This window comes from Emergencia sp. 1XD21-10 (assembly GCF_009936045.1).
Classification (GTDB): Bacteria; Bacillota; Clostridia; order Peptostreptococcales; family Anaerovoracaceae; genus Senimuribacter; species Senimuribacter intestinalis.
The window spans coordinates 13,307-38,177 of record NZ_QWEQ01000007.1 but is presented as its reverse complement, the minus strand read 5'-3'; the positions used below and the strand labels follow the sequence as shown (position 1 = coordinate 38,177).

Annotated in this window: 20 protein-coding genes; 15 read left to right on the top strand and 5 right to left on the bottom strand. The window is 43.1% G+C overall.

Annotation, left to right across the window (positions count from 1 at the left end; translation table 11 throughout):
* Window positions 1-158 precede the first annotated feature (158 nt).
* From D1151_RS05140 to D1151_RS05095, 10 genes are all read left to right on the top strand, one after another.
* The gene (locus tag D1151_RS05140; protein WP_160201197.1) at window positions 159-296 is read left to right on the top strand and encodes a hypothetical protein; all 138 of its coding nucleotides are present in this window, start codon (window positions 159-161) and stop codon (window positions 294-296) included.
* Between the two features lie 242 nt (window positions 297-538).
* Window positions 539-1,657 carry an ATP/GTP-binding protein gene (locus D1151_RS05135; protein WP_160201196.1) on the top strand — a complete coding sequence of 373 codons (1,119 nt, stop codon included), beginning with the start codon at window positions 539-541 and terminating at the stop codon, window positions 1,655-1,657.
* Window positions 1,654-2,052, top strand: a complete 399-nt coding sequence (locus tag D1151_RS05130; RefSeq protein ID WP_243151014.1) for a hypothetical protein — start codon at window positions 1,654-1,656, stop codon at window positions 2,050-2,052. Before D1151_RS05135 ends, D1151_RS05130 begins: the two co-directional genes overlap by 4 nt.
* Before the next feature lie 213 nt (window positions 2,053-2,265).
* Complete coding sequence (locus D1151_RS05125; RefSeq protein WP_160201195.1) at window positions 2,266-3,450, top strand: winged helix-turn-helix domain-containing protein; 1,185 nt, start codon at window positions 2,266-2,268, stop codon at window positions 3,448-3,450.
* A 105-nt stretch (window positions 3,451-3,555) separates the two neighbouring features.
* Entirely contained in the window at window positions 3,556-5,646 is a 2,091-nt protein-coding gene (locus D1151_RS05120; RefSeq protein ID WP_161908207.1) for a diguanylate cyclase, read from the top strand.
* Window positions 5,647-5,648: 2 nt separating this feature from the next.
* The gene (locus tag D1151_RS05115) at window positions 5,649-5,999 is read left to right on the top strand and encodes an Hpt domain-containing protein (RefSeq protein ID WP_160201193.1); all 351 of its coding nucleotides are present in this window, start codon (window positions 5,649-5,651) and stop codon (window positions 5,997-5,999) included.
* 11 nt (window positions 6,000-6,010) lie between these two features.
* A complete protein-coding gene (locus D1151_RS05110) occupies window positions 6,011-8,548 on the top strand; it encodes a response regulator (RefSeq protein WP_330588290.1) in 2,538 nt (845 codons plus the stop codon).
* A gap of 178 nt (window positions 8,549-8,726) precedes the next feature.
* The gene (locus D1151_RS05105; protein ID WP_160201192.1) at window positions 8,727-9,743 is read left to right on the top strand and encodes an ornithine cyclodeaminase family protein; all 1,017 of its coding nucleotides are present in this window, start codon (window positions 8,727-8,729) and stop codon (window positions 9,741-9,743) included.
* A gap of 20 nt (window positions 9,744-9,763) precedes the next feature.
* Entirely contained in the window at window positions 9,764-10,885 is a 1,122-nt protein-coding gene (locus D1151_RS05100; RefSeq protein ID WP_160201191.1) for an aminotransferase, read from the top strand.
* Between the two features lie 103 nt (window positions 10,886-10,988).
* Complete coding sequence (locus D1151_RS05095; RefSeq protein ID WP_160201190.1) at window positions 10,989-12,152, top strand: PucR family transcriptional regulator; 1,164 nt, start codon at window positions 10,989-10,991, stop codon at window positions 12,150-12,152.
* A 14-nt stretch (window positions 12,153-12,166) separates the two neighbouring features.
* Here D1151_RS05095 and D1151_RS05090 read toward each other — a convergent pair whose 3' ends face one another.
* Both D1151_RS05090 and D1151_RS05085 read right to left on the bottom strand, forming a co-directional pair.
* Entirely contained in the window at window positions 12,167-12,793 is a 627-nt protein-coding gene (locus tag D1151_RS05090) for a DUF47 domain-containing protein (protein WP_160201189.1), read from the bottom strand.
* A 24-nt stretch (window positions 12,794-12,817) separates the two neighbouring features.
* Complete coding sequence (locus tag D1151_RS05085) at window positions 12,818-13,810, bottom strand: inorganic phosphate transporter (RefSeq protein ID WP_161908206.1); 993 nt, start codon at window positions 13,808-13,810, stop codon at window positions 12,818-12,820.
* A 162-nt stretch (window positions 13,811-13,972) separates the two neighbouring features.
* On the opposite strand from D1151_RS05085, the gene nhaC reads away from it, so the two are divergent.
* On the top strand, window positions 13,973-15,460 hold the full coding sequence (gene nhaC, locus D1151_RS05080; RefSeq protein WP_160201187.1) for a Na+/H+ antiporter NhaC: 1,488 nt from the start codon (window positions 13,973-13,975) through the stop codon (window positions 15,458-15,460).
* Window positions 15,460-16,287: a histidinol-phosphatase HisJ family protein gene (locus D1151_RS05075; protein WP_161908205.1), complete on the top strand. Its 828-nt coding sequence runs from the start codon at window positions 15,460-15,462 to the stop codon at window positions 16,285-16,287. Before nhaC ends, D1151_RS05075 begins: the two co-directional genes overlap by 1 nt.
* A gap of 66 nt (window positions 16,288-16,353) precedes the next feature.
* On the opposite strand, the gene htpG is transcribed toward D1151_RS05075, so the two are convergent.
* The 3 genes from htpG to D1151_RS05060 all read right to left on the bottom strand — a co-directional run bounded on the left by htpG (window position 16,354) and on the right by D1151_RS05060 (window position 21,326).
* Window positions 16,354-18,285: a molecular chaperone HtpG gene (gene htpG, locus D1151_RS05070; protein WP_161908204.1), complete on the bottom strand. Its 1,932-nt coding sequence runs from the start codon at window positions 18,283-18,285 to the stop codon at window positions 16,354-16,356.
* Window positions 18,286-18,461: 176 nt separating this feature from the next.
* Window positions 18,462-18,770 (bottom strand): metalloregulator ArsR/SmtB family transcription factor, encoded by a 309-nt coding sequence (locus D1151_RS05065; RefSeq protein ID WP_161908203.1) that lies wholly within the window; start codon window positions 18,768-18,770, stop codon window positions 18,462-18,464.
* Between the two features lie 63 nt (window positions 18,771-18,833).
* Entirely contained in the window at window positions 18,834-21,326 is a 2,493-nt protein-coding gene (locus D1151_RS05060) for a heavy metal translocating P-type ATPase (RefSeq protein WP_161908202.1), read from the bottom strand.
* 565 nt (window positions 21,327-21,891) lie between these two features.
* Here D1151_RS05060 and D1151_RS05055 point away from each other — a divergent pair.
* Genes D1151_RS05055 through trxB form a run of 3 tightly spaced genes read left to right on the top strand, consistent with a single transcriptional unit; the run spans window position 21,892 to window position 24,829 of the window.
* Window positions 21,892-23,025, top strand: a complete 1,134-nt coding sequence (locus D1151_RS05055; RefSeq protein ID WP_161908201.1) for a helix-turn-helix domain-containing protein — start codon at window positions 21,892-21,894, stop codon at window positions 23,023-23,025.
* A 56-nt stretch (window positions 23,026-23,081) separates the two neighbouring features.
* On the top strand, window positions 23,082-23,921 hold the full coding sequence (nudC, locus tag D1151_RS05050) for an NAD(+) diphosphatase (RefSeq protein ID WP_161908200.1): 840 nt from the start codon (window positions 23,082-23,084) through the stop codon (window positions 23,919-23,921).
* The gene (gene trxB / locus D1151_RS05045; RefSeq protein WP_161908199.1) at window positions 23,921-24,829 is read left to right on the top strand and encodes a thioredoxin-disulfide reductase; all 909 of its coding nucleotides are present in this window, start codon (window positions 23,921-23,923) and stop codon (window positions 24,827-24,829) included. The genes nudC and trxB overlap by 1 nt, the downstream gene beginning before the upstream one ends.
* The last annotated feature ends 42 nt before the right edge of the window (window positions 24,830-24,871 follow it).

The window sequence follows — 24,871 nt, the reverse complement described above, 5'->3', positions numbered from 1 at the left end:
TTTTAGTGGTTTTGATTGTAACGGTTACAAAAAAACAGCGGGTTTATTTGTCAGGGCGAATAAAGATAAAGTGAGGAAGGCCTGCTACCATGATTTAGTGAAAAGCAAAGAGCCACGGCGCTGCGCATATCGCTTTAGTAAAACCGGTAGATTTGACGGTGCTGGAGCTTCGGGAAAATGATTTAATCCAGCGGCTTGTCAGCTGCTGCAAAGAGTTTGAAAAAGACAGGATTACCACCGTTATTTTAGGCTGCACCGGTATGAACCGGGCGGCAGATGCTGTGCAGCTTGCTTAAAAAGAGGTCGGAAGTTGTGTGCAGGTCATTGAACCTTTGAAAACAGGAATCAAACTGCTTGAACTGATGATACAGATGAAATTTGTCAACGGTATTAAAAGTATAGAGATAAAAAGGAGCGATTATATCGCAGAGTAGGAAATGATACAGGGTAGGCTTTCATACAAAATCAAAAAATGATTTTAAACAAAAATGTTGTTTAAAATCATTTTTGGTGTATACTATAAACAGAGGTGATATACATGAAATTATTGAGAGTAAAAGCGAATGGATTCAAGAATTGTAAAGATGATTTTACGATAGACTTTACGGCAAAATCTAAGAAGACTGCTGAAGACAAAGAGTACGAGCTTCAAAAGATAGCGGAAGATTTGTATGTGTTCAATACGATGGCATTTGTAGGAAAAAATGCCTCTGGAAAAACGAGTGCAATAGAGCTTTTGGATTGCTGCTATTCTATACTCGGCAATTTTAGACTTGAGGAAAAATACTATCATTACGACGGAATTCAGCTTGAAATCATTTTTTTTCATGAGAATTCTATCTATCGCTATACAACGGAATTGAAAGGCGACAGCTCTCTTGGAAACAAAGCGAACTTTGTAAGTCAGCATTTGTATCAGAAACCGTATTATAAATCCAAGGTAAACGGTATTTTTGATTTGGAAGATTTCACAGAGTTAAAGGATTTGGGTGCATTGCCGGAGGATACCTCTATTCTGTTCTTTGCTTTGGAGAAGAAAAGAACGCAGGCTTTTTATTTTGATAGTTTCGGAAGCGGCACAGACACATATCAGCTTCTTTTTAAGGCAATGAAAGCTTACGAGATAGAAGAATCGGTATTTCTTACCATTATAAGGATTTTCGACGAAAATATTAAAAAAATAGAACGTGTAGATGCGCATAATTACAGATTAGCTTACGGCAGCAGTGAAGAAGTTGTATCGGATAACGAACTTTTGCATTTTCTTTCCAGCGGAACGACCAAAGGAATTTTTTTATACATTTTGATGGTAGCTTCTCTCAAAAATGGATTTGACCTTTTGATTGATGAAATAGAAAATCACTTTCATAAGACGCTGGTCGAAAATATGATTAGTTTATATAAAGATAAAAATGTAAACAGAAAAAATGCCTCTTTAATTTTTACCACCCACTATTGTGAAGTGCTGGATTTATTTAACAGGCAGGATAATATATGGATTTCCAAGGCGTCAGATAAGGTGGAATTGTATAACATGTATAGCGAGTACAATGTCAGATCCGAGCTTTTAAAGAGTAAACAGTTTTATTGTAATGCATTTAATACAGCAGTAGATTACGAGACACTGATGAAGATGAAGAAGGAGCTGATGGCATGAAAATTCTTATGATGTGCGAAGGCTCTAACGAACTGGAAATCATGAGGATTCTTTTGAAAAATAACTGTTTGAAGTATTCTGAAGATGACCTTTTGAATGTAACCCCTTATCATGCGAGACAGATTGAGAAAAACAGTGCAGTAAAAACGGCATTAAATCTCTATCAAGGCGAGGTGAAGGTTTTTCGTATCGGTGACGGATTTGGCGACAAGCTGAGAATCCCCAAAGATTATAAAGATAAAATCATCAGTGTAGAGAAATACTGCACGAAACCTGAGCTGGAAATGCTTCTTATCATTGCAGAAAAAATGACTGCAGAATTTGAAAAGGTGAAGTCATCGGTTAAGGCAAAGAATTGCAAAGAAATATATCCGCTGCGGCAGAAGAAAGTATGACAACAGCAGTGCATTTTACCAGGAATATTTTGGAAATCGTGCAGAATTACTGGTTGATTCCATAAAAGAGTATAAGAGAATAAAAGGAACGCACAAAAAAGACGAGGGATATTTGGCAGGCCTTCTAAAATGACGGCAAATCTTATTGACATAGACTGGGAATTACCTATATAATAGAGGTACATTTATGTGGCGGAAATCGGAGGTATAGGTATGTCCAAAAATGACTTTGTGTGTGTTCGCATGTTTGGTGGATTCGTCATTAGCTATCAAGGCACGAAGTATAATATGACGCAGCATTTAAACAAGCAGCCGCTGAATCTTTTGCAGTATCTGCTGCTCAATCATGAAAAAATTGTTTCTAATGAGGACCTTTATGACGCACTTTGGAGTGAGAGTAAGAATCCAAAGAGTGCGCTGAAGTTCACTATCCACAGCCTGCGAGCATCCTTGAAGGAATTATTTGGAGATGATACTGACTGGATTGTTTCCAGCAAAGGCGGATACAGAATTACAAATCAGATTAGATTTGTACTGGATACGGATTTACTCACTGAGATTTCTCAAAAACTGGAAGGAAAAGTGGAACTGACAGAGAAAGAGTACAAGTCAGCCATGAAAGTTATGGATCTTTATACCGGACACCTCTATATGACGTCTTCTCAGCATTTTTGGATTATGCAGCTTGCAGAATGGTACAGAGCAAGCTTTGCCAATATTGTAGGAAGAATCTGCAAATATCTGATTAATCAGGGCGAATATGAGCGAATGATTAAGATTGATTATCAGGCAATTTTGCGAGAACCTTTCTATGAGGGTTTGCATTACTTTTACATACAGGGACTGATTAAGACCCAGGAATATCACAAGGCGATTCAATATTACGACGAGATTAATGAAGCCTTTTACAAAGAACTGGGAACGGGCTTGTCACCAAAGTTTAAAGAACTTTATGAACTGATTGAGGAAGAGAACAAGTCAAAAATTCTTAAGATATCAGAAGTAAAAAAAGAACTCAATGACAATCGGGATAAGCAGGCAGACAGAGGTGGATTTTACTGCACCTACGATATGTTTAAGCACGTGTATGAGTTGACTTCCAAGGTTGCTAAGCGTGAAAACAAGAATTATTATCTCATTTTGTTTAATGTGACGGGTGCTGCAGAAATTGATAAGAAAAGCACCATTTTAAACAAACTGAAGGCTATGATTTTAGATTCTATCCGTTCGTCTGATATTTGTGCAAGAGTGGCAGATGATCAGTTCGTGCTTTTGGTGCAGTGCGCTAAACCGGATGATACCTATATCATTGTGCAGCGTATTTCCCAGCTCTTTTATAAATCCTATTCTTCCCGCCAGTATCGTCTGAATTACAGCGTGGAAGACATTAATGATTAAGTAGATAAAAATATCCACATATACTAAAAAAGGACTTTCAAAAAAGTCCTTTTTTTAGTATACTTAAAGTGAGACTAAAGCTTGAATTATAGAGGAAATTTAGATATGGCAGGCAAAGAAAAACAAAAGATTTTAATCGTAGATGATTCAGAGATGAATCGTCTGATTTTAAGTGATATTTTAGAGGAAGAATTTGAAATTCTGGAGGCAGAAGATGGTGAGGAAGGCATTATGATTCTCCAGAAAAGAAATATGGAAATTTCTTTGGTACTTTTAGATATCGTTATGCCGAGCATGGACGGGTTCGGTGTGCTGGAGGTGATGAATCAGAATCGCTGGATTAAAGATATTCCTGTGGTGATGATTTCCGCAGAGAATTCCACCGATTACATCGCAAGGGCCTATGAACTTGGGGTAACGGATTTTATTTCGCGTCCCTTTGACTCTTCTGTGGTTTACCGGCGAGTGAATAACACCATCATGCTTTATGCCAAGCAGAAGAAGCTGGCGACTATGGTTGCAGACCAAATTTATGAGACTGAGAAGCGAAGCGGACTATTAGTTTCCATCTTAAGCCATATTGTTGAATTTAGAAACGGCGAAAGCGGCATGCACGTCATTCATGTACAGGCGTTGACAGAACTGCTGCTTAGAAGTCTGGCGAGGAAGACGGATCAATATAACCTGACCCCGGCGCAGATTTCGCTGATTTCCGTCACTTCGGCCCTGCACGATATCGGAAAGATTGGCATTCCCGATCAAGTTTTAAATAAACCGGGCAAGCTAACCGATGAAGAGTTTGCCATTATGAAGACTCACTCTCAGCTGGGCGCATCTATGCTTGAGGCCATTCCTTTTTACAAAGATGAGGAGCTGGTTAAGGTTGCGATTGACATTTGTCAGTCACACCATGAGCGATACGATGGAAGAGGCTATCCTAACGGTCTGGTTGGTGAGGAAATTCCTATTGCGGCGCAGGTTGTGGCTTTGGCGGACGTCTACGATGCGCTGACTAGTGAGCGCGTTTACAAAAAAGCCTTTTCTCACGAAAAAGCCATAGATATGATTTTGCATGGGGAGTGCGGCGCATTTAATCCGTTGATTATGGAGTGCCTTAGAGACAACGAAGAGGAAGTGCGCAAGGTCATGGATAATGGGACACTGGGCTCCAGCTTAGACAAGGAGTTTTATCATATTTCCGACAGCATTGCCGACCGTGAGGAACTTTCTGCAGTGGACAAAGCTATGCGTCTTTTGGAATATGAACGGAAAAAGAATGAATTTTATGCGGAGATGTCCAAGGAAATTCAGTTTGAATATATAGCAGCGCCCCCTTTGCTTACAGTATCAGCGTGGGGTGCTAAAGTGCTGGGAATTTCTGAAAATATCCTAAATCCTATGGAGGATGAGAGCTTAGGTAATTGTTTCGGGAAAGAAAACATACAGAAGCTTATTGAATGTCTGGAGCAGACGTCACCGGAGAATCCAATTGTTCAGTTGGATTTTGAAATGACGCAGGCAGGCGAGGCAAGATGGAAACGGGTCGTTGCACAGACCATTTGGAGCAGTGAAGGCAGCGAAGGTGTAGGTTCCTTTGTAAAGTTCTATGGAAAGATTACTGACATTCATGAAGAATATGTCGAGCTATCCATTCTGAAGCAAATGTCGTCAAGAGATGGATTAACTGGTCTTTATAACAGAGCTGCTGCCACGGAAATGATGGTGGAGCGCATGCAGAAAAACCCGGATCATTCCTTTGCTTTCATTATGTTTGATATAGATGATTTTAAGTCAGCTAACGACCAGTATGGGCACATTTTTGGTGACTCGGTGCTGAAGTATGTGGCAGATAAGTTAACGCAGAGTATTAGAAGTTCTGATATTGCAGCACGTATTGGCGGAGATGAATTTATGTTGTTCCTGGAATACAGAACCAGTTTAGAGATGGTTGTTGAACGTATCTTTACGGCAATCAACAGCATGTTTAATGAATTTTCTGTTTCAATCAGTATGGGCATTGCAAAATCCGACGATGTGGGAACAGATTATACGCAGCTTTACCACTGTGCGGACTGCGCTTTATATACTGCAAAGAAAGGTGGAAAAGGACGTTACTATTTTTATGATGAAACCATGAAGGACACGTTGCTTGCGACTTCGCAGAACAAAGAGGAAGAAGAGAAAGTGAGGGAGTAAAAATGACAGTAAAAGAATGTTATGAAATGATGGGCGGCGACTACGAAGGCGTACTTTCTCGCCTGCGCAAAGATGAGAGAATTGAAAAGTTTGCGCTGAAATTTTTAGATGATGGCAGCTATCAGCTGCTGTGCGACTCTTTAGCAGCAGGCAATTATGACGAAGCCTTCCGGGCTTCACACACCATTAAAGGTGTTTGTCAGAATTTAGGTTTTGATAAACTTCATGTATCGGCAGACGCTTTGACAGAAAAGTTGAGGGCGAAAGACACCGATGGTCTGGAGGCATATATAGATTGCCTGAAAGAAGATTATGCCGTTACTATTCAGGCAATTCAAGGATTGCTGAAATAAGGAGAAAGAATGTGAAGAAAAATTTTAGCAGATATTTATTAATCAGCGTTATAGTCGCAGCGGTTTTGAGTACTGCTGTTCTCGCCGGGGTTACTATGTTTATGAAGGATAAGAGCGAATCCTCCATCAGTAAAATCGGTGAAATCTATATGGCAGAGATGAACCGTCAGATTCAGCAGAAATTTGATACGGTAGTTGAGCTGCGAATTTCTCAGATAGAAGGACTGATTCAAAGGACACCACCGGAGGAATATGATTTCGGTGAGGCACTGATTGCAGAATTGCAGACAGGTGTTCGTGTGCGGGATTTTCAATATTTAGCCCTTTACACCCAAGAAGGAGATTTCTATCGAATTTTCGGAGAGGAAATACAGCCTTTCGACGAGGCGGAATTTCTGCAGCTTTTGCGAGGGGATGGTAAACAGATTTCACGTGCATATACGGCGGATGAACAGAGCATGCTGATGCTTTCTGTACCTGTCAAATATGATATGGGTGGCGGAAAGAAGAGTGATGTCATCGTTGCAGGCATTTCTATGGAGTATATCAGCCAGAATCTGTTTTTAAATGAGCAGGATACGACTGCATATTCCCATATCATTAACAGCGATGGGGATTTTGTTATTCGTGGCGGCGATGCTTTTAGAGACAACTTTTTTGACCGAATGATGGCAACTTTAGAAACCTATAATGGAAAAACCAAGGAAAATTATGCAGCAGAATTAAAGGAAGCGATTGCGAAAAATATAAAATACTCCACTGTCATTTCTATTAATGGAGAGAGAAGACACCTCTATATGACGGAGTTGTCCGATTCGGAATGGTACTTAATCAGTATTATGCCGTTTGGGGATTTGGACAAGATTGTTTATGAGTTGGATGAAGTGCGTGCTGTTGCTATGCTGACAGCTGGTGGCACCATCCTGATTATGCTGCTTCTGATTTTCCTGCTTTATTACAGAATGATGAAGACACAAATGCGGGAACTGGAGGAGGCAAAGAGAGAAGCTGTGCATGCTAATGCAGCTAAGAGCGAGTTTCTTTCTAGCATGAGCCATGATATCAGAACACCGATGAACGCCATTGTCGGCATGACGGAGATTGCAATTAAGAATGAGGGAGACAGCAGCAGAGTAGATGATTGCCTGCAGAAAATTAAATTGTCCAGCAAACACCTGCTTGGACTGATTAACGATGTTCTCGACATGTCTAAGATAGAAAGTGGAAAGATGAACCTTTCTATGGACCAGCTTTCTCTGCGGGAAGCAATGAAAGATATCGTACAGATTATGCAGCCACAGTTTAAGTCGAAGAATCAGCATTTTGATATTTTTATTCAGAAGATTGTTTCTGAGAATGTTATGTGTGATAGCGTGCGTCTGAATCAGGTGCTTTTGAATTTGCTTTCAAATGCTCATAAGTTCACACCGGAAGACGGTACTATCAATGTATATTTAGTGCAGGAAAATTCTCCTTTAGGCGAAGAATATGTCAGAAATCAGTTCCGTATTAAGGATACCGGAATCGGCATGAGTCCGGAATTTATGGACAAGATATTTGACTCCTTTACCAGAGAAAAATCTATGGCGGTAGAGAAGACTGTAGGCAGCGGTCTGGGAATGGCAATTACTAAACATATCCTTGATGCCATGGGCGGCACCATAGAAATAGAAAGTGAACTGGGAAAAGGAAGCGAATTCCGCATTACTGTTGATTTAAAGAAGGCGACCATAGAAGAAGAGGAGATGACACTGTCGGTTGATAGAGTGCTGGTGGTTGACGACAACGAAAATCTTTGTTTTAGTGCGGTAGCAGCCTTGGAAGAACTGGGAGTTAAAGCAGAATATGCCCTTAGCGGTGAAGCAGCACTGGAAATGATTGAGGCAAAACATAAAGAAGGCAAGGACTATCAGGTGGTTCTCCTTGACTGGAAAATGCCAGGTATGGATGGTGTGCATACTATGCGCGAAATCAGCAGAAGAGTAGAACATAAAATTCCGGTATTTTTAATTTCTGCCTATGACTGGAGTGATATAGAACGTCAGGCGCTGGAAGCAGGCATTACCGGCTTTATTGCGAAACCGCTCTTTAAATCTACCCTTTATTATGGGCTGAAACGTTATCTTCAGGGAGAAGCGGCAGACGAAGAAAAGGAAGCAAGTTATGACTTTTCAGGGAAAAGAATTTTGCTGACAGAGGATAATGAACTGAACTATGAGATTGCCAATGATATTTTGACGGAAGTTGGATTTGAAGTAGAGTGGGCAGAAAATGGACAGATCTGTGTTGATAAAATGAGTCAGTCACCGCTTTACTACTATGATGCAATTCTGATGGATATTCGGATGCCGGTAATGAATGGATATGAGGCGGCCACTGCTGTGCGTGCGCTTGAACGTGAGGATAATAATCTTCCGATTATTGCTATGTCAGCTGATGCGTTTGCAGAAGATATCCAGCATAGTTTGGACTGCGGTATGAATGCTCATACAGCAAAGCCAATCGACATCGATGAAGTGATGAAACTTCTTGTTAAATACATTCAATAGATAATAGAAAGCCCCCCTTTGAGAAAGCAGTGAACTGCCTTCTCAAAGGGGGCTCTTGTATAATTTTCAAAAAAAGCGGCGGGAGTTCTGGAATTTTACAAAACATTTGCTTTTTCAAAGTTGATATACTTTAAATAGATTTTAGACAAGAAGCGTAGTTTTGGAAAGGAAATGAGAGATGTTTACATTACGAGTATTGAGCAGGGAAGTCACAGAAAAAGTTCTGAAGCTTTCCGATGTTATCAGCACGGTAGAGGAAGTATACCGTCTAAAAGCTATGGGAGAGACTGCGGTATTTCCTCTGGTGTTTCATGAATTTGAACCGGGCGTAGCAGACATGGATATCAAGTCCGGCTGGCTGAAAGGCAGCGATATTTTCGGTCTAAAAGTGGTATCCTGGTTTGGCGAAAACACAAAGAAGGATCTTCCAGCGCTGATTGGAACCGTTCTGGTTATGGATGCAAAGACTGGCGTTCCGCAGGGAATTTTAGACGGCAGTCACATTACAGGAATCAGAACTGGCGCGGCAGGCGCAATCGGTGCAAAGCTCCTTGCAAGAAAAGATTCTAAAAGTTTGATGGTAGTAGGCGCGGGTCATGTGGCAACTTTTCAGGTGGCTGCGACTTTGACACAGCTTCCTGATATCGAGAAGGTCTATGTTTACGATGCTCTGAGCCAGGAAAATGCGGAGCGTTTTGCAGCGTCTATGCCGGAAGTTCTAACTGAAACTTTTGAGATGAAGGACTGTAGGGCAGTCTTTGAGGCGGTGACAGATTTACCGGCTGCCACAAGGGACAGCGATATCATCATTACGGTGACACCGTCCAAAGAGCCGATTATCCGCAAGGAGTGGGTAAAACCGGGCACTCATTTCAGCTGTATTGGCGCTGACATGAGTGGAAAGGAGGAAATCGACGCAGAAATCTTTGACGGCGCAAGGGTATTTACCGATGATACACCGCAGTGCATCAATGTAGGTGAAATCGAGATTCCAATCAAGAAGGGCATCCTAAAGGCAGAAGATATCGCAGGGGAAATCGGAGAAATTCTCACAGGAAAGACCTGCGGCAGAGAAAGTGATGAGCAGATTACCGTATTTGATGCAACTGGCACGGCACTGTTAGATTTGCTTACTGCAAAGTTGGCGCTTTCAAAGGCTTTGGAGCAGGGTCTTGGTGAAACCGTAAATCTGTAATAAAGAATTGGAGGAAAAACATGGATATTAAAACTTTTAAAGTAGAACGCTGGATGAATGAGTATGAAGAGCAGGCGGTATATAACCTGGCAGAAACCTGCGTAGATTCTATTACTATTAAAGAACTGTTAGAACTGGCAGGGGAGGATGTGGATAGCTATATGAGAAGCCTTGCAGACCTGCGCCTTTCCTACAGTCATATCTTTGGATCTCCGCAGCTTCTTGCCGGCATTGCGAGCCTTTATAAAGACGTAAAGCCGCAGCACGTAATTCCAACTCACGGTGCAATCGGTGCAAATAATCAGGTGATTACTACGTTGATTGGTCGTGATGACAACATGGTTTCCGTTATGCCGACTTACCAGCAGCATTACTCCATTCCGGAGTCCATCGGTGCAGATGTAAGAATTTTGCAGCTGACCCTAGAGGATGATTATCTTCCAAATCTTGATGTGCTTCGGTCCTTAGTTGATGAAAAAACCAAGATGATTACCATCAACAATCCGAATAACCCGACCGGTTCATGGATTCCGGTAGATATTATGCAGGAAATTATTGAAATTGCAAAGAGCGTGGACGCTTATGTTCTCTGCGATGAAGTATACAGAGGTATTGCTGAGGATGAAAGATATATGCACTCCATCGTAGATCTTTACGACAAGGGTATTTCTGTAGGCAGCATGTCCAAGGTATTTTCCATGGCAGGCGTTAGAATGGGCTGGATTGTTACTAAGGACGAAGCTGCACTGCATTTGTGCCACGAAAGACGCGACTACGATACCATCAGCTGCGGCGTGGTAGATGATGCGCTGTCTTCACTGGCCCTTGCTCATAAGGAGGCAATCTTTGCAAGAAACAGAGGCATATTAAATAAAAATAGAGCGATTTTAGACCAGTGGGTGAATGAAACCCCAGAAGTAAAATATCTCAGACCTGTTGCAGGAACCACAGCTTTAGTGTATTATAATAAGGACATACCATCACAGGAACTGTGCAAAAAGCTCCTTTTTGAAAAGGGTGTGCTTTTTACACCGGGCGAGTGTTTTGAAATGGAAGGAGCAGTCAGAATCGGCTACGCATACGATTCCAAAACCCTGCGTGAAGGACTGGATAAATTCACAGAGTTTCTTAGAGAACTGTAAAATGGCGGGCGGGCTGCTTTAATCATGTAAGCATAAAACTTCGTAAAACGATGGGTGATTCATTGTGCCCATCGTTTTGTTTTTAGCAGAAAGGAGAGAAAAGATGGCATTAAAAGTAAAAGATCTGCTGCATTTGCAAAGTTTGCAGGGACTTAGGCTTCTTTCCGGAGAGAGGGGGCTTGACCGGGTGGTCTGCTCTGTTGGCATTATGGACTATGAGTTTGCTGAGGGTGTGGACTATCAGAATGAGGCGCCTTTTGAGAGGGACAGCTTTGTCATTTCCTCTCTTTTGTTCGCACAGTCGGACAGCAGCAGAATTCTGGAGGCGGTTAAGGCACTGTACGAAATGGGAACTTCTGCTTTTGCCTTTAAGAGTGTCATCTTTGATACATTGCCTCAGGAGGTACTGGATTTTTCCAGGGAAAAGAACTACCCGATCTTTGTTTTTGGGCTGGAGCGGTATTTTGAAAATATTGTCTACGAAATCATGGAAGCGGTGCAGCGAGATGACACGCAGATTTTAGACGAACAGATGATTAAGCGAATGATAGAAGGCGACATGCCAGGGGATGAGGTAAGCCGTATTTGCAAGAACCTTTCACTGTTTTTTAAAGAGCATGCGCAGGCCGTTTACGTGCGACCTAGGGCAAAGGGAGAGAGGCTTAAGACTACGCGCATTTTCAGAAACTTTTATATGAACAAGGCCCTTAAGAAAAAAAGTCTGTTGTGCCGTTATGATGGCGGTGTTTTTGTGATTCTAACTGCCGCCTCTGAAAACCTTGAAGGTTTTGAAGTGATTCTAAAGGAAGTGTGCGACAATTTATCCTTTGAAGGGGCTGTATACTTTAGCAGAAGCGACATTCACCCGCCTCACGAGGCGTTGGACTTGTGTCTTCGAGAGAGTTTTCATACCTTTGCCGCCAGCATGGCAGAAGGTAGAGAATATGCAAACTATGAGAAAATCGGCGCATTTTCCTATCTGGTGCCTCTAGCAAATACGCAAGCCATGCGAACTTTTTCGGAAGGCTTCTTAAAACCGCTTTTGGGCAGAGAGGAATACCTTTCTACCTGTCAGGAATGGGTATTTCAAAAGGGCGATATCAACGCTACCGCCCTTTCTATGAACTGTCATCAAAACACCATTCGCTACAGACTCTCTAAGGTGAAAGAACTTTTGGCTGCGGAGGAAAAGACTGAAGCTGAATTTTATGGAGAATTGTCCGCAGCGCTTCGGATTCATCTGCTCCACGAAAGTGGTGTTCTGTAAATGCAGTTTGTATGTTATTTGATGGACTTGATTTTCAAATCACTGATACTGTCTGCGGCACGACCAATCTTGTTGGCGAGGCAGTTAAGGTCTTTAGAAAATTCACGCATAATAATGATTTCCTTTAAGGGAAGCGTCTGTTTGTCAAGTTCTGCGATGATTTCCCAGTAAAGTCTCTTAACTTGGTTTTCGTTCTTCTTTGCCTTGACTAGATTTTCCCAGAAAACATCACAGTTATCGTTCCAGCTTTCCATGGCTGATGTGATGGCGAGAATGGAACTTGCAATGCAGCGTGCCATTTCTACGTGCTTTTCAAAGGGGGTATAGCTGAAAAATACCAGAAAATCCTTTAAATCCTTGACTTTATCTGTCATGTCGTCGATAGAGCGGGACACGGCAAATAGATCGTGACGATCAAGGGGTGTGATGAAAGAGTTTTCTACATAGTCGATGAGGCTTCTTCTGACCTTATCGGCTTTTTTTTCGCATTGCTCGATAGAATCTGCCAGTTGGTCGTCTGGCTGATTCATAAAGTTTAAGAGCAGGGAAATACTTTTGGATGTATATTCACACTGTTTGAGCAACATGGAGTGAAAATCGGGTCTTTCGTTTTTCTTGAAAAAATTTGGTTTTCTTTTCATGATATTCGAGTTCCTTTCTACCAGTTAAATCAGGTGAAGCAGCAGGAAGACCAGACCGCCGGTTGCTGCCGAGGCGGGAATGGTAATCAGCCACGCGAGGAGAATTTTTTTTGTAACAGTCCAGTTGACGGATTTAGGCGTATTGCCGCTGCCGACTCCCATGACCGAGGAGGTGATGACCTGGGTGGCGCTGATGGGAAGTCCGGTCAGGTTAGCAAGGGTCATTACGCTGATGGTAGCAATCTGGGAGGCAAAGGAATTGTGAATATCGATTTTACAAATTTCCATGCCCACAGTTTTAATCATATTATATCCGCCGGTGATAGTACCGATGGCAAGAGCGGCACTACAGCTTACGATGAGCCAGAATGGGATCTCAATTCCTGCGGAAAAATATCCGGCAAGGCCGATGGCGATAAGTCCCATGACCTTTTGGGCATCATTGCTGCCATAGCTGAACGCTAGGAAAAAACTGCTCAGTTTATGCAGAATACGAATCCTGGGCTGCCATACGATGGTAGCGTTTTTTAAAAGGGTGTTCTGCAATTTCAGGAACAAATAGCCGAAGATAAATCCCAGCAGAGGGGATATGAGCATAGCGAGAATGACTTTTACAAAGATAGAGTTCCAAAGTATGTATCCTGCGCCATAAGCGGCAATACCGCTGCCAATCATGGAGCCAATCATAGAGTGAGAGGCGCTTGAGGGAAGTTTGATGATCCAGGTCAGGATATTCCAGACCATGCTTCCTGCAAAGGAAGCAGCCACAAAGGTGTAGCACTGGTCAGAACTTCCGGCAAGAACTGACGTGATATCAATGATGTTTTCTGATATGGTGTAGGCCACTGCTGTACCCAGTGCTAGAGCCCCTAAAAGGTTTGCAAGCCCGGCGATAAAAACGGCTTTCGCAGGCGGAATAAGCCGAGAGGAAATGGTGGTGGCAACGATGGTGCCGCCATCGTGCATACCGTTGATATAGGCGAAAATAAGTCCAATGGCAATCATAAAATAAAACATAAAATACGCTCCGTTTCAGTATTGTCAACTTCATTATATATGCAAGAAGGAAGAGAAAAGTTTGGAGAATCCTAGAATTTTCGGAAGTTTTTTTGTAGAAATATTGCTATAATTTACACAGTGCAATAATACTATATAAATTTTTAAAGGAGGAACTTATTTATGAAAGATAAGGCTAAGACCAAAGAGCGTCCGGTTCGCGTAAAGAGAAAACCGAACATTGTGGAAGCGCTCTCAGCAGTCATCGTGCTGCTTGTAATCTTTTTCTTCGGTTCCCTTGCAGACCTGTCTGCGCCAGCGCTGATTGGCATTTCCCTGTGCTGGGTGGTATTCATCGGCTGGCGCTGCGGCTATAGCTGGGAAGAGATGGAAAAATATACCGCAGAGAAAATTAAATCTGCTGCACCGGCAATGTCGGTTCTCATTGCAGTAGGGTTTCTGCTGGGCTCCTGGATGTACTCCGGAACCATTCCAATGTTTATTTATTACGGCGTACAGCTTGTCAGTGAAAAGTGGATTTTAGTTTCCGCATTTGCATTGTGTGCGATCTTCTCCACCTGTACAGGTACTTCATGGGGATCTGCTGCAACAGCAGGTATTACTATGATGGGAATCGCAACAGCAATGCCGAACGTAAACATTGCAGCGGTAGCAGGTGCGTGCTACACTGGCGCCATCTTCGGGGACAAGCTTTCTCCGCTGTCTGATACTACCATTTTAGCAGCGCTGTCCACGAAGAACGATATTTTCGATCATATTAAGCACATGTCTAAAACGGTTATTCCGGCTGCGGTCATCGGTGTGGCAGTATATCTGGTGATGGGTATCAGTGCTTCCACCACAGGTACAGGACTTCCGGAAAACACGCTGCAGCTTCTTTCTACGCTGGATTCCGTATTTAAGTGGAATATTCTGGTGCTGCTGCCTCTGGTAATCGTAGTATACGGCGCGGTTACTAAAAAGCCGTCTACGGTAGTGATGATGATTTCTGCGGTTGTAGCGCTGCTCATCGGTATGTTCTATCAGGGATTTGAACTGGCAGACGGTGTAACTGCCCTTTACAGCGGATTTAATCTGGAAATGGTGGAAGGCGCAAGACCTGGATTTATAGCTGCAGAGGCAGGGGAAGACGCTATGACGCTTCTGAATCGAGGCGGACTTTCCTCCATGCTGAAATCTTTCATTCTAATCTATATTTGCTTCTATTTTGCAGGTATTATGGAACAGATTGGCGCAATCGAAGTACTGCTTGGTAAACTGTTGCAATCTGTAAAGACCAGATTCACGCTAATTCTGGCAACTGCGGTTTCTGTAATTATTTTGGTTGCGATCGGCGGAAGCTCTTCGCTAGCACTGATTCTGACTGGTGAGATGTATAACGAAAAGTATAAGGAAATGGGTCTTTCTACACTGAACCTTTCCAGAACTATGGAAGATTTCGGTACTGGTATGGCAGGGTTTATCCCGTGGTCTGGCTCCGGCGTTTACTATCCGTCAGTGCTGGGCGTTCCAATCAGCGCATATCTTCCGTATTGCTTCATGAGCTATGCAGTATGGGTAATCGCACTGGTATACGCTATGACCGGTATTTGCATGAAACCTCTGGAAGCAGATGCTGAACTGAAAGAAAGTGAAGGAGCTGAAGCATAATGATTGCGGATATGCATGTACATACAAGATGGTCCAGTGATTCTACAACACCGGTGGCAGAGCAGGTAGAGCGCGCCATTGAACTGGGCATGGAGTCTATCTGCATTACTGACCATCAGGACTTTGATGCACCGAGATTTCCCCCGGACTATTTTACGTTTCTCATCGACGACAGAGGCGATGATGCGGCAATTTCTGCATATGTTGCAGATTTAGCCAGTGTAAAGGAGCGTTATGGGGACAGAATTGAAGTACTTACAGGTATTGAGCTTGGCATGCAGCCTCATCTTTGTGAAAGATTGACAGAACTTGCAAATTCCTTTCCGTTTGATTTCATTATCGGTTCAACCCATACGTTTCACAAGATGGACGCTGAGGATAAGAGGCATTATGAAGGCGTAGATATCCAGCTTGCAGTCTCTCAATATTTTGAGGAGGAGCTGGAAAATATCAAACGTTTTCAGGCATTTGATGTAGCAGGCCACATGGATTTTGTACTGCGCTACGGTCCCGGTGCACTGGAACAGTTCACTTATGCTAAATATGCAGATATTCTAGATGCGATTTTGAAAGAACTCATCGAAACAGGGCGGGGCATTGAGTGCAACACTTCTAAGTTTGTTGCAAAGAACATGACCAATCCACACCGTGATATTATAAAGCGGTATGCAGAACTGGGTGGTGAAATTATCACCTTTGGTTCTGACTCTCATGTATCTTCCCGCTTAGGCGAGGGCTTTTGTGAAGTCGCAGAGATGGTGAAGGCTTGCGGCATTGATTACTATGCGGTGTTCCGCCAGCATAAACCTTCGTTCTATAAAATTTAAAAAGTAATAAAGAACCCGGATATGTAGGTCATATGCGGGTTCTTTTGCAGTTAAAAGGGAAATCGGCTATTTTGTTATTAGTTTACAGATGTCTTCACCTAGTTTCATGGGGTCTTCTACAGTGAGACCGGAGATCAGGACAGCCTGGCTGTAGAGCAGGTTTGCATAAGTTGCGACCAGATCCTTGCCGTCGTTTCCTTTTGCATAGGTTTCTTTCAGCGTTTCCATTACCGGATGGTTTGGATTGATTTCTAAAATGCGCTCTGCCTTTACATTCTGGTCTGTCGGCATAGCGTTGAGCACCTTTTCCATTTCCAGTGAAAGTCCGCCTTTAGTAGTCAGGCATACTGCGGAGTTTTTCAGGCGAGGGGACAGCTTTACTTCGGTGACCTTGCCTGCCAGGGTTTCTGTCAGGAATGCGAGAAGGTCTTTGCTTTCTTCTTCTGCTTTTTTCATTTCTTCCTGCTGGGCTTCTGATTCCTCAAAAGAAAGGTCTTCTGCGGAAACGGACTTAAACGGTTTTTCCTTGTAAGTTCCCATCATCTGCAGAACAAATTCATCGATTTCATCGGTCAGGTAAAGGATTTCATAGCCTTTATCCTTGATAAATTCAGTCTGCGGCAGCATGTCGATTTTTTCTACAGATTCACCTGATGCATAGTAGATTGCGTTCTGCGCTTCTCCCATTTTGGCAAGATATTCGTCTAGGGAAATCATTTTCTTTTCCATGGACGAGTAGAAAAGGACTAAGTCGGAAAGTACATCCTTGTGCATTCCAAAGTCGTCGTAAATGCCGTATTTTAACTGTCTGCCAAAGTGATTGAAGAACTGCTCGTAGCCTTCGCGGTCGTTTTTCATAAAGTCTGCCAGTTCTTTTTTGATTTTCTTTTCCAGGTTCTTTGCAATGTTGCGAAGCTGTCTGTCGTGCTGCAATGTTTCCCGGGAAATATTCAGTGTTAAATCCTGAGAATCTACGAGCCCCTTTACAAAGTTGAAATAATCTGGCAGCAGTTCTTTGCATTTATCCATAATCATCACGCTGCTGGAGTAAAGCTGCAGACCTTTTTCGTAGTCCTTAGTATAGTAGTCGTATGGTGTGTGTCCCGGAATAAACAGAAGGGCAGTGTAGCTGGAAACGCCTTCTACACTGGTTCTGATGACACGACAAGGATCCTGGTAATCGCCGAATTTACTCTTGTAATATTCGTTGTAATCTTCGGCTTTAACTTGGCTTTTGGCGCGCTTCCAGATTGGTTCCATGGTGTTTAGCGTATCCAGCTCCATGTAGCTTTCCATTTCCGGCATTTCGCCTTCTTTGGTTTCAGCATCTTCCTTTGGACGGCGCTTTTCGACCATCATCTGAATCGGGTAGCGAATATAGTCGGAGTATTTTTTGATTAAATTGCGAATGGTATACTCTTCCAGGAATGTGGTATAGTTTTCGCCTTCGGTATCCTCTTTGATATGAAGTACGATTTCGGTACCTGGGCTTGTTTTTTCCGCTGGTTTGATGGTGTAACCATCTGCACCCTGGGATTTCCAGACGTTAGCTTCCTCGCTGCCGTAGGCTTTAGATGTGACAGTAACTTCGTCAGCCACCATAAATGCGGAATAAAAGCCAACGCCGAATTGTCCGATGATGTCAATCGGGTTTGTATCTTCAGATTTCTTTTCTTCAGCATGTTCTTCCTTAAAGGCAAGGCTGCCGCTCTTTGCGATGGTACCAAGGTTTGCTTCCATTTCAGCAGCGCTCATACCGATGCCGTTATCGCTGATGGAAAGGGTACGGTTTTCCTTATCGGCTGTGATGTCAATGTGAAAGTCGGAACGCTTAATGCCGGTATCACCGGACTGCAGACTCTGGTAATACAGCTTATCCAGTGCGTCACTGGCATTGCTGATAAGTTCTCTTAAAAAAATCTCTTTATGGGTATAGATTGAGTTAATCATTAAATCCAAGAGTTTCTTGGACTCTGCTTTGAATTGTTTCTTAGCCATTGTCTCTCCTCCATAGTCTTCTACTCTGTGTTGTTAGCACTCGATAATAATGAGTGCTAAAACTCATATAATATAATGTACCACTTCTGGCAAAAAAGTCAAGAGGGATTCGAAAAGAAGTTGAAAATGAAGAGATCTAGTGCCCGTTTTGAAGTTCTTTGCTGAGAATCATTAAATTATTCCAAAACATGTTCAAGCCCCTGTGCCATGATGGTAGCGACATGATCGTCAGCCAGTGAATAGTAGATGGTTTTTCCTTCTCGGCGGAATTTTACTAGGGCAGTCTGCTTGAGAACGCGCAGCTGATGAGAAATTGCGCTCTGGGTCATTGACAGCGCATCTGCAATTTCCTGGACGCAGAGTTCCTGAGAGGATAAGATATACAAAATCCGGACTCTGGTAGGATCGCCAAAGACCTTAAATAGCTCTGCTAAGCTGTAAAGGGTTTCTTCCTCGATAGGGTGATCTGTTTTTTCAAAGTCCATGTTTCTTCCTCCGTATTTTTATGGATGGGAGGAAAGCGGCATTGGCGTTTCCTCCCGATAACATTATTTTTTGTATAGTGCTCTGATTGCATTCAGTACGCACAGCATAGCCACGCCTGTGTCGGCAAATACAGCAAGCCACATGTTGGCAAAGCCGATAACACCTAGAACCATGACAGCTGCTTTGATTACAAGGGCAAAGATGATGTTTTGCTTTGCGATTGCGTTTGTTGCTCGTGCAATAGAAATGGCGCTTGGAATAGAGTTTACCTCTGTTTGCATAAATACTGCATCGGCAGCTTCAATTGCTGCATCGGCGCCGCTTCCCATAGCAGCACCTACATCAGCTCCGGCGAGAACAGGTGCATCGTTGATACCGTCTCCGACAAACATAACGCTGCCTTTTTCTTCTCTTACTTTTGTCAGCATGGTCAATTTATCCTGCGGAAGCAGTTTTGCATATACCTGATCGATGCCTACTTGAGCTGCAACAGCTTCAGCGCTGTTTTTTGCATCACCTGTCAGCATGACGGTGTGAAGGCCCATTGCCTTAAGACGGCTGATGGCGTCTTTTGCATCAGCTTTTATAGTATCTGCGATGATGAGGCGCCCTGCAAATTTTCCGTCGATGGCGACAAAGACTTCGGCGCCGCTTGCAGCCTCAGAAAGTGTCGGCATAGCAATTTGATATTTTTCCATCAGTTTTTGATTGCCGCAGAGGACAAGCCCTTCTTTCATTTGGGCGACGATACCGTGTCCTGCGATTTCATTCCGCTTTTCTGGAACCGAAAGGGTGAGTCCTTTACCAGTGGCAGCGCTGACGATGCTGGTTGCGATCGGATGCGTAGAGTGCTGCTCACAACTTGCACAGATTGCAAGCAGTTCGTCCTCGCCATAAGTTCCGGCGGAGATGATTTTCTGCAGGAGGAAATTTCCTTCTGTAATCGTGCCAGTTTTGTCCATGACAACGACCTTCAGCTTACCCAGGGCTTCTATGGAAAGTCCTCCTTTAAACAGGATGCCTTTCTTTGAGCCTGCACCGATGCCGGAGAAAAAGGCAAGGGGTACACTGAGTACTAGCGCACAAGGGCAGCTCATAACAAGGAAGGTAAGGGCAGTATAAACCCAGTAGTTCCAATTTCCTGTTGCCAGAGAAGGTACCACAGCAAGAAGAAGTGCAGCGATAACGACGCAAGGCGTATAGACTCTGGAGAATCTGGTAATAAAGCGGTCTAATTTCGGTTTACTTGCAGCAGCGTTTTCGACAGAATCTAAAATTTTGGAAACCATAGATTCGGAAAGGGATTTTTCTACTCTGATTTGCAGTTGACCGGAAGTATTGAGGCAGCCGCTGGTTACAGCGGTGCCTGGTTTTGCGCTAACAGGAACAGGTTCTCCTGTGATTGGAGAGGTATCAATACGGCTTTCTCCATCTATGATGATGCCGTCCAGAGGGATTCTGTCTCCAGGACGGATAAGCAGGATGTCTCCGACTGCAGCTTGTTCTGCGGGGATTATTGCTACGGATGTTCCTTTTACTAAATTAACCACTTCGGGACGCATATCGATAGCATCCATGATCTGTACGCGGCTTTTCTCGACAGCTTTATGTTCAAAGTATTCGCCGATGCGGTAAAAGAGCATAACGCCTACCGCTTCTAAGTATTCAGCGATGATAAAGGCACCGATGGTAGCAATGCTCATCAGGAAGTTTTCATCAAAGATCTGTCCTTTTGTAATGTTTCTCAGGGCTTCTAAGATGATTTTTCCTCCCAGAATCAGGTAGGATATGACGGACAGTGCAATCATAATGCGGGGATCCAGCCCCATATGGTGGGTAATGACACCGCCTGCAAAGAGGAGGGCGCCTGCCAGAATCGTGCCGAGTTCCAGTTTGTCTTCTGAAATTTTTTTCTTTTTGGAATTGCTGCGGGCTTCTTTTGTATCTGCAACGCTGGATGGCTGTTTTGCCTGCATTGTAGCAGGATCTACGACTTTTACCTGAGATTCAATAGAACTGCAGATTCTGCGGATTTCTGGCAGCAGTGCATCACAGTCATCAGCAGCAATGCGAAGCTGTTTTGTCGCGTAGGTAATGGTTGCGTCTTTTACAGTCGGCAGCTGATTGATTTTGTCTTCCATCTTGGAAGCACAGTGGGCGCAGCCAAGATTTTCCAGTAGATAGATTTTTTTGTCTGCCTTAGCAAGAACAGCAGCGTCAACGTGGTGATGCTCATGCTCGTGGTGCTCATCGTGTTCGTGGTGGTCGTGCTCGCAATGGCAGTCGCAGTGTTCATGATGATGGTGCGAGTGTTCCTCATCTCCATCACCGCCGCTGTCATCTTCCTCACAGCAGTGCTCATGCTCATGGTGATCGTGGCCGCAACCGCAATCGCAGATTTCTTCTTGGTGTTCATGGTGATGCTCATGGCTATGACCGCCATCACAGTGTACACCGGCTTCGTGATGGTCGTGATGCGCATGACCGCAGCCACAGTGTTCATCGTGATGGTGAAGTAATGGCTGTAAAGAATTTCTTTTGTGAATTGCTTTCATTATAAAACCTCCTCTTTATCATTCAATTAACATGAATGAATGTTCATATGTTTATTTAATCATATATCGTGGCTGTTGTCAAGAGGAAAAGGCAAATTTTAAATAAGTACACCATAGAAGCAGTGTAAAACGTCAAAGAAAAACTGGAAAAAGGAAAACTTTAACCTAAATTGCGATTTTTATTAAATGATGTATAAAAGATTTTTGGCAGAAATCTTTACTTTTGCGTTTTATGCAAGATACTGAGTAAAGCTTCAAATAAACTTACGCAAAATGCAAAGTATCAACAAGGCAGCAGGGATAATATCTGTAAGAATAACCGGTAAGTATATTTTTTCAGATGGTTTTATACATTTTTTCAGAATTTTATAATTTTCGGTTAAGAATCGCACATCCACTTTATACACTTTTTCAAGAAATACCTGTTTTAAGTTAAAATCATTGCACGGGTAAGACAATTTTCAGGTGGATAATTTTTTCTTCATGCCCTTGCCATGTTACTCAACTATCAGTTGGTTGCGGCTTTAGATATGTCTGTGGTAAAATATAAAAAAGGAGGAAGAGGATGGACACCAGGACTTTAGATTATGAGAAAATCGGCGCATTTATTGCGCAGCGGCGGAAGGAAAAGCATTTGACCCAGCTGCAGCTGGCAGAACTTTTAGGGGTAACAGATCGGGCAGTTTCTAAGTGGGAGAGAGCAAAGAGTTTTCCCGATGTATCCATATTGCATTCTTTATGTGATGCTCTTTCGATTTCGGTAAATGAGCTCTTTGCAGGGGAGCTGAGTACGCAAAGATGTTTTTGCGAATCAGAAGGCGGAGAGCGGATGCTTAAAGGGATTAGAAGTTATTTAAAAAAACAGAGAAAGAGAACAGTCGCAGCTTGGATGACTATAGGTGTTCTGATGATTATAATTCTTTTTTCAGTAATTTTTTACTGGCAGAGTAAACAGCCAGTAAATTTTGCTGAAGGAGATTTTGTAATCCGTGAGATACAGGGCGTGCTTTCCGATGGCACGGTGTATACGCTTGTTGCGGAAAGCGGAACTGAGGAAATAGCACAGAAGAGAATTAAGACGTTGCTGCAGGATATTGAAGGCATAGAGAGGATTGATGATGCGAGACAGCTTTATCAGGAATATTACATAGAAATAAAAGGAATTGGGATTTTTTATCAGAACGGATATTATGACGAAAAAAGTGCGTGTTATTATAGCTATGAACAGATTTGGTTTACTTATCTAGAAAATCTGGTGAGGAATTATGCAGAAGAAGAAAACTATATTTATAGAGGAAAGAAAGCGTTTGATTTTGGGGACAGATCTGTTACACTGAACACAGAGGTGGTAGAAAAACCACAGGAACTGATTATAGATGAATTTTGTGATATGATCAAAGGGAATGAGGCAGGTAATAAATCGGCGCATGTGGAAAGTATTAAAATTTTGTCTATAGAAAATCTTTCTGATGATATACTGTTTTCTCATTCTGAGGTGGAAGCGATTCAAAAAGAAATTACATATCTCTCCTTGTATGATTATCGAGTATATGAAGTTGTTTCGGAATTTAAATATACTGAATCGCTCAAGGCTTTAGGACCGCAGATAAAAGAGGGTGTACGGCAGCAGCTTTTTCTCATTGGAGATAGAGGCGATGGCTATGAGATCTGTTATAAAACTTTTCCTTTCTTTCCTTGAATTTCGTGATAAAATAGAGTTGAAAGTAAATACTATTTTAGTCAGAGGTGTGACAAATGATTCAGGAATTAGGAGAACGGAAGTTGTACAACGAGTTTGAAAAGAAAGAGGCAGAGGCGGAAGATCGGGTCTTTGTCTTTGACGAGGATAGAATTTTAGTAAGGAAAGGTAGCAACGGCAGGCTGGCAGTGCCTAGTGCTGTTTTTTTTGAAGGGGCTGATCTGCAGTACCTTTTCAGAATTGAAAAAGATGGTTACTTCTTAATGAAAAGCGACGGGGAATCTGTAATTCAACAACTTTTGAATGATGGATATTTTTGGGAATCCACAAGGAATTTGCGGGATTTGGAACATAAGGAACTGGCCTTCGCGGCATCTACTGCACATCATTTATATCAATGGTACAGAACCAGCAGATTTTGCGGGAGGTGCGGAAAGCGTCTGAAACCCGATGATAAAGAGCGGATGATGCGCTGTGCTTGCTGTGGAAATACAGTGTATCCGAGAATTGCGCCGGCAGTTATCGTAGGGGTAATCAATGGCGATAAGATACTCCTCACAAAGTACAATGGCAGAGCGTACAAGAAATATGCATTGATTGCTGGCTTTACAGAGATCGGCGAAACAGCGGAAGAAACGGTGAGTCGTGAAGTCATGGAAGAAGCTGGGCTTAAGGTAAAAGATATTACCTATTATAAGAGTCAGCCATGGGGAACGGATTGCAATCTGCTTTTGGGATTTTTCTGCCATGTGGATGGAAACGATGAGATTACCATGGATTCTGAAGAACTTTCTGTTGCGGAATGGCTCAGCCGAGATGAGATGGATGTTAAAGACGATGGCATCAGTCTGACGAGAGAAATGATGCGCATTTTCAAGGAGGGAAAAGTAGAGTGATGTATGACATTATAATTATTGGAGCGGGACCTGCGGGGCTTACTGCCGCTATTTACGGACAACGTGCCGGAAAGAAAACTCTTCTGATTGATGCAAAAGGATTTGGAGGGCAGATATTAAACACGCCGGAGGTAGAAAATTACCCGGGGATCAAGAAAATTTCGGGGTTTGAACTGGCGACAAGTTTCTATGAACAGGCGACAGAGCAGGGCGCTGAGATTATCTATGAAGAAGTGGTTTCTGTTGAAACTTGTGAGAATGTAAAGCTCGTTGTGACAAAGAACGGCAGCTACGAGGCGAAAACAGTTATCCTCGCTGCTGGGGCGAAAAATCGTCCGCTGGGTCTTCCAGAAGAAGAAAGATTTGTGGGAAGCGGAGTTTCCTACTGTGCAACTTGTGATGGCGCTTTCTTCAGAGGGAAAAAAGTAGCGGTCATCGGCGGCGGAAATACAGCCCTGGAGGATGCGGAGGTTCTTTCTGATCTGGCAGAAGAAGTCTATCTGATTCACAGAAGAGGCACTTTTCGCGGAGAGCAGACTGTCGTAAAAAGACTGCTCACTAAGGATAATGTAGAGTTTTATCTGGATAGCGTTCCTGAAACAATTTTGGGAGAAGCGCTGGTGAATGGTCTTAAGATCCGTAATGTGAAAACAGAGGAAGTTACAACGCTGCAGGTGTCAGGCGTATTCGTCGCTATCGGACAGATGCCTGCAAATCAGGCGTTTTCAAAGGTAGTAGACCTGGATGAGAAAGGCTATATCATCGCTGGTGAAGACTGTCTTACAAAGACACCCGGCGTTTTTGCCTGCGGAGACTGCAGAACCAAGTCTGTTCGCCAGCTGGCTACAGCTGCCGCCGATGGAGCCGTAGCAGCACTTGCAGCTGCAGCGCATGTGAATGGGTTGTAAAGGAAAATTTGTCTGCGGTAGAGTGATATGAATAGTAAGAGG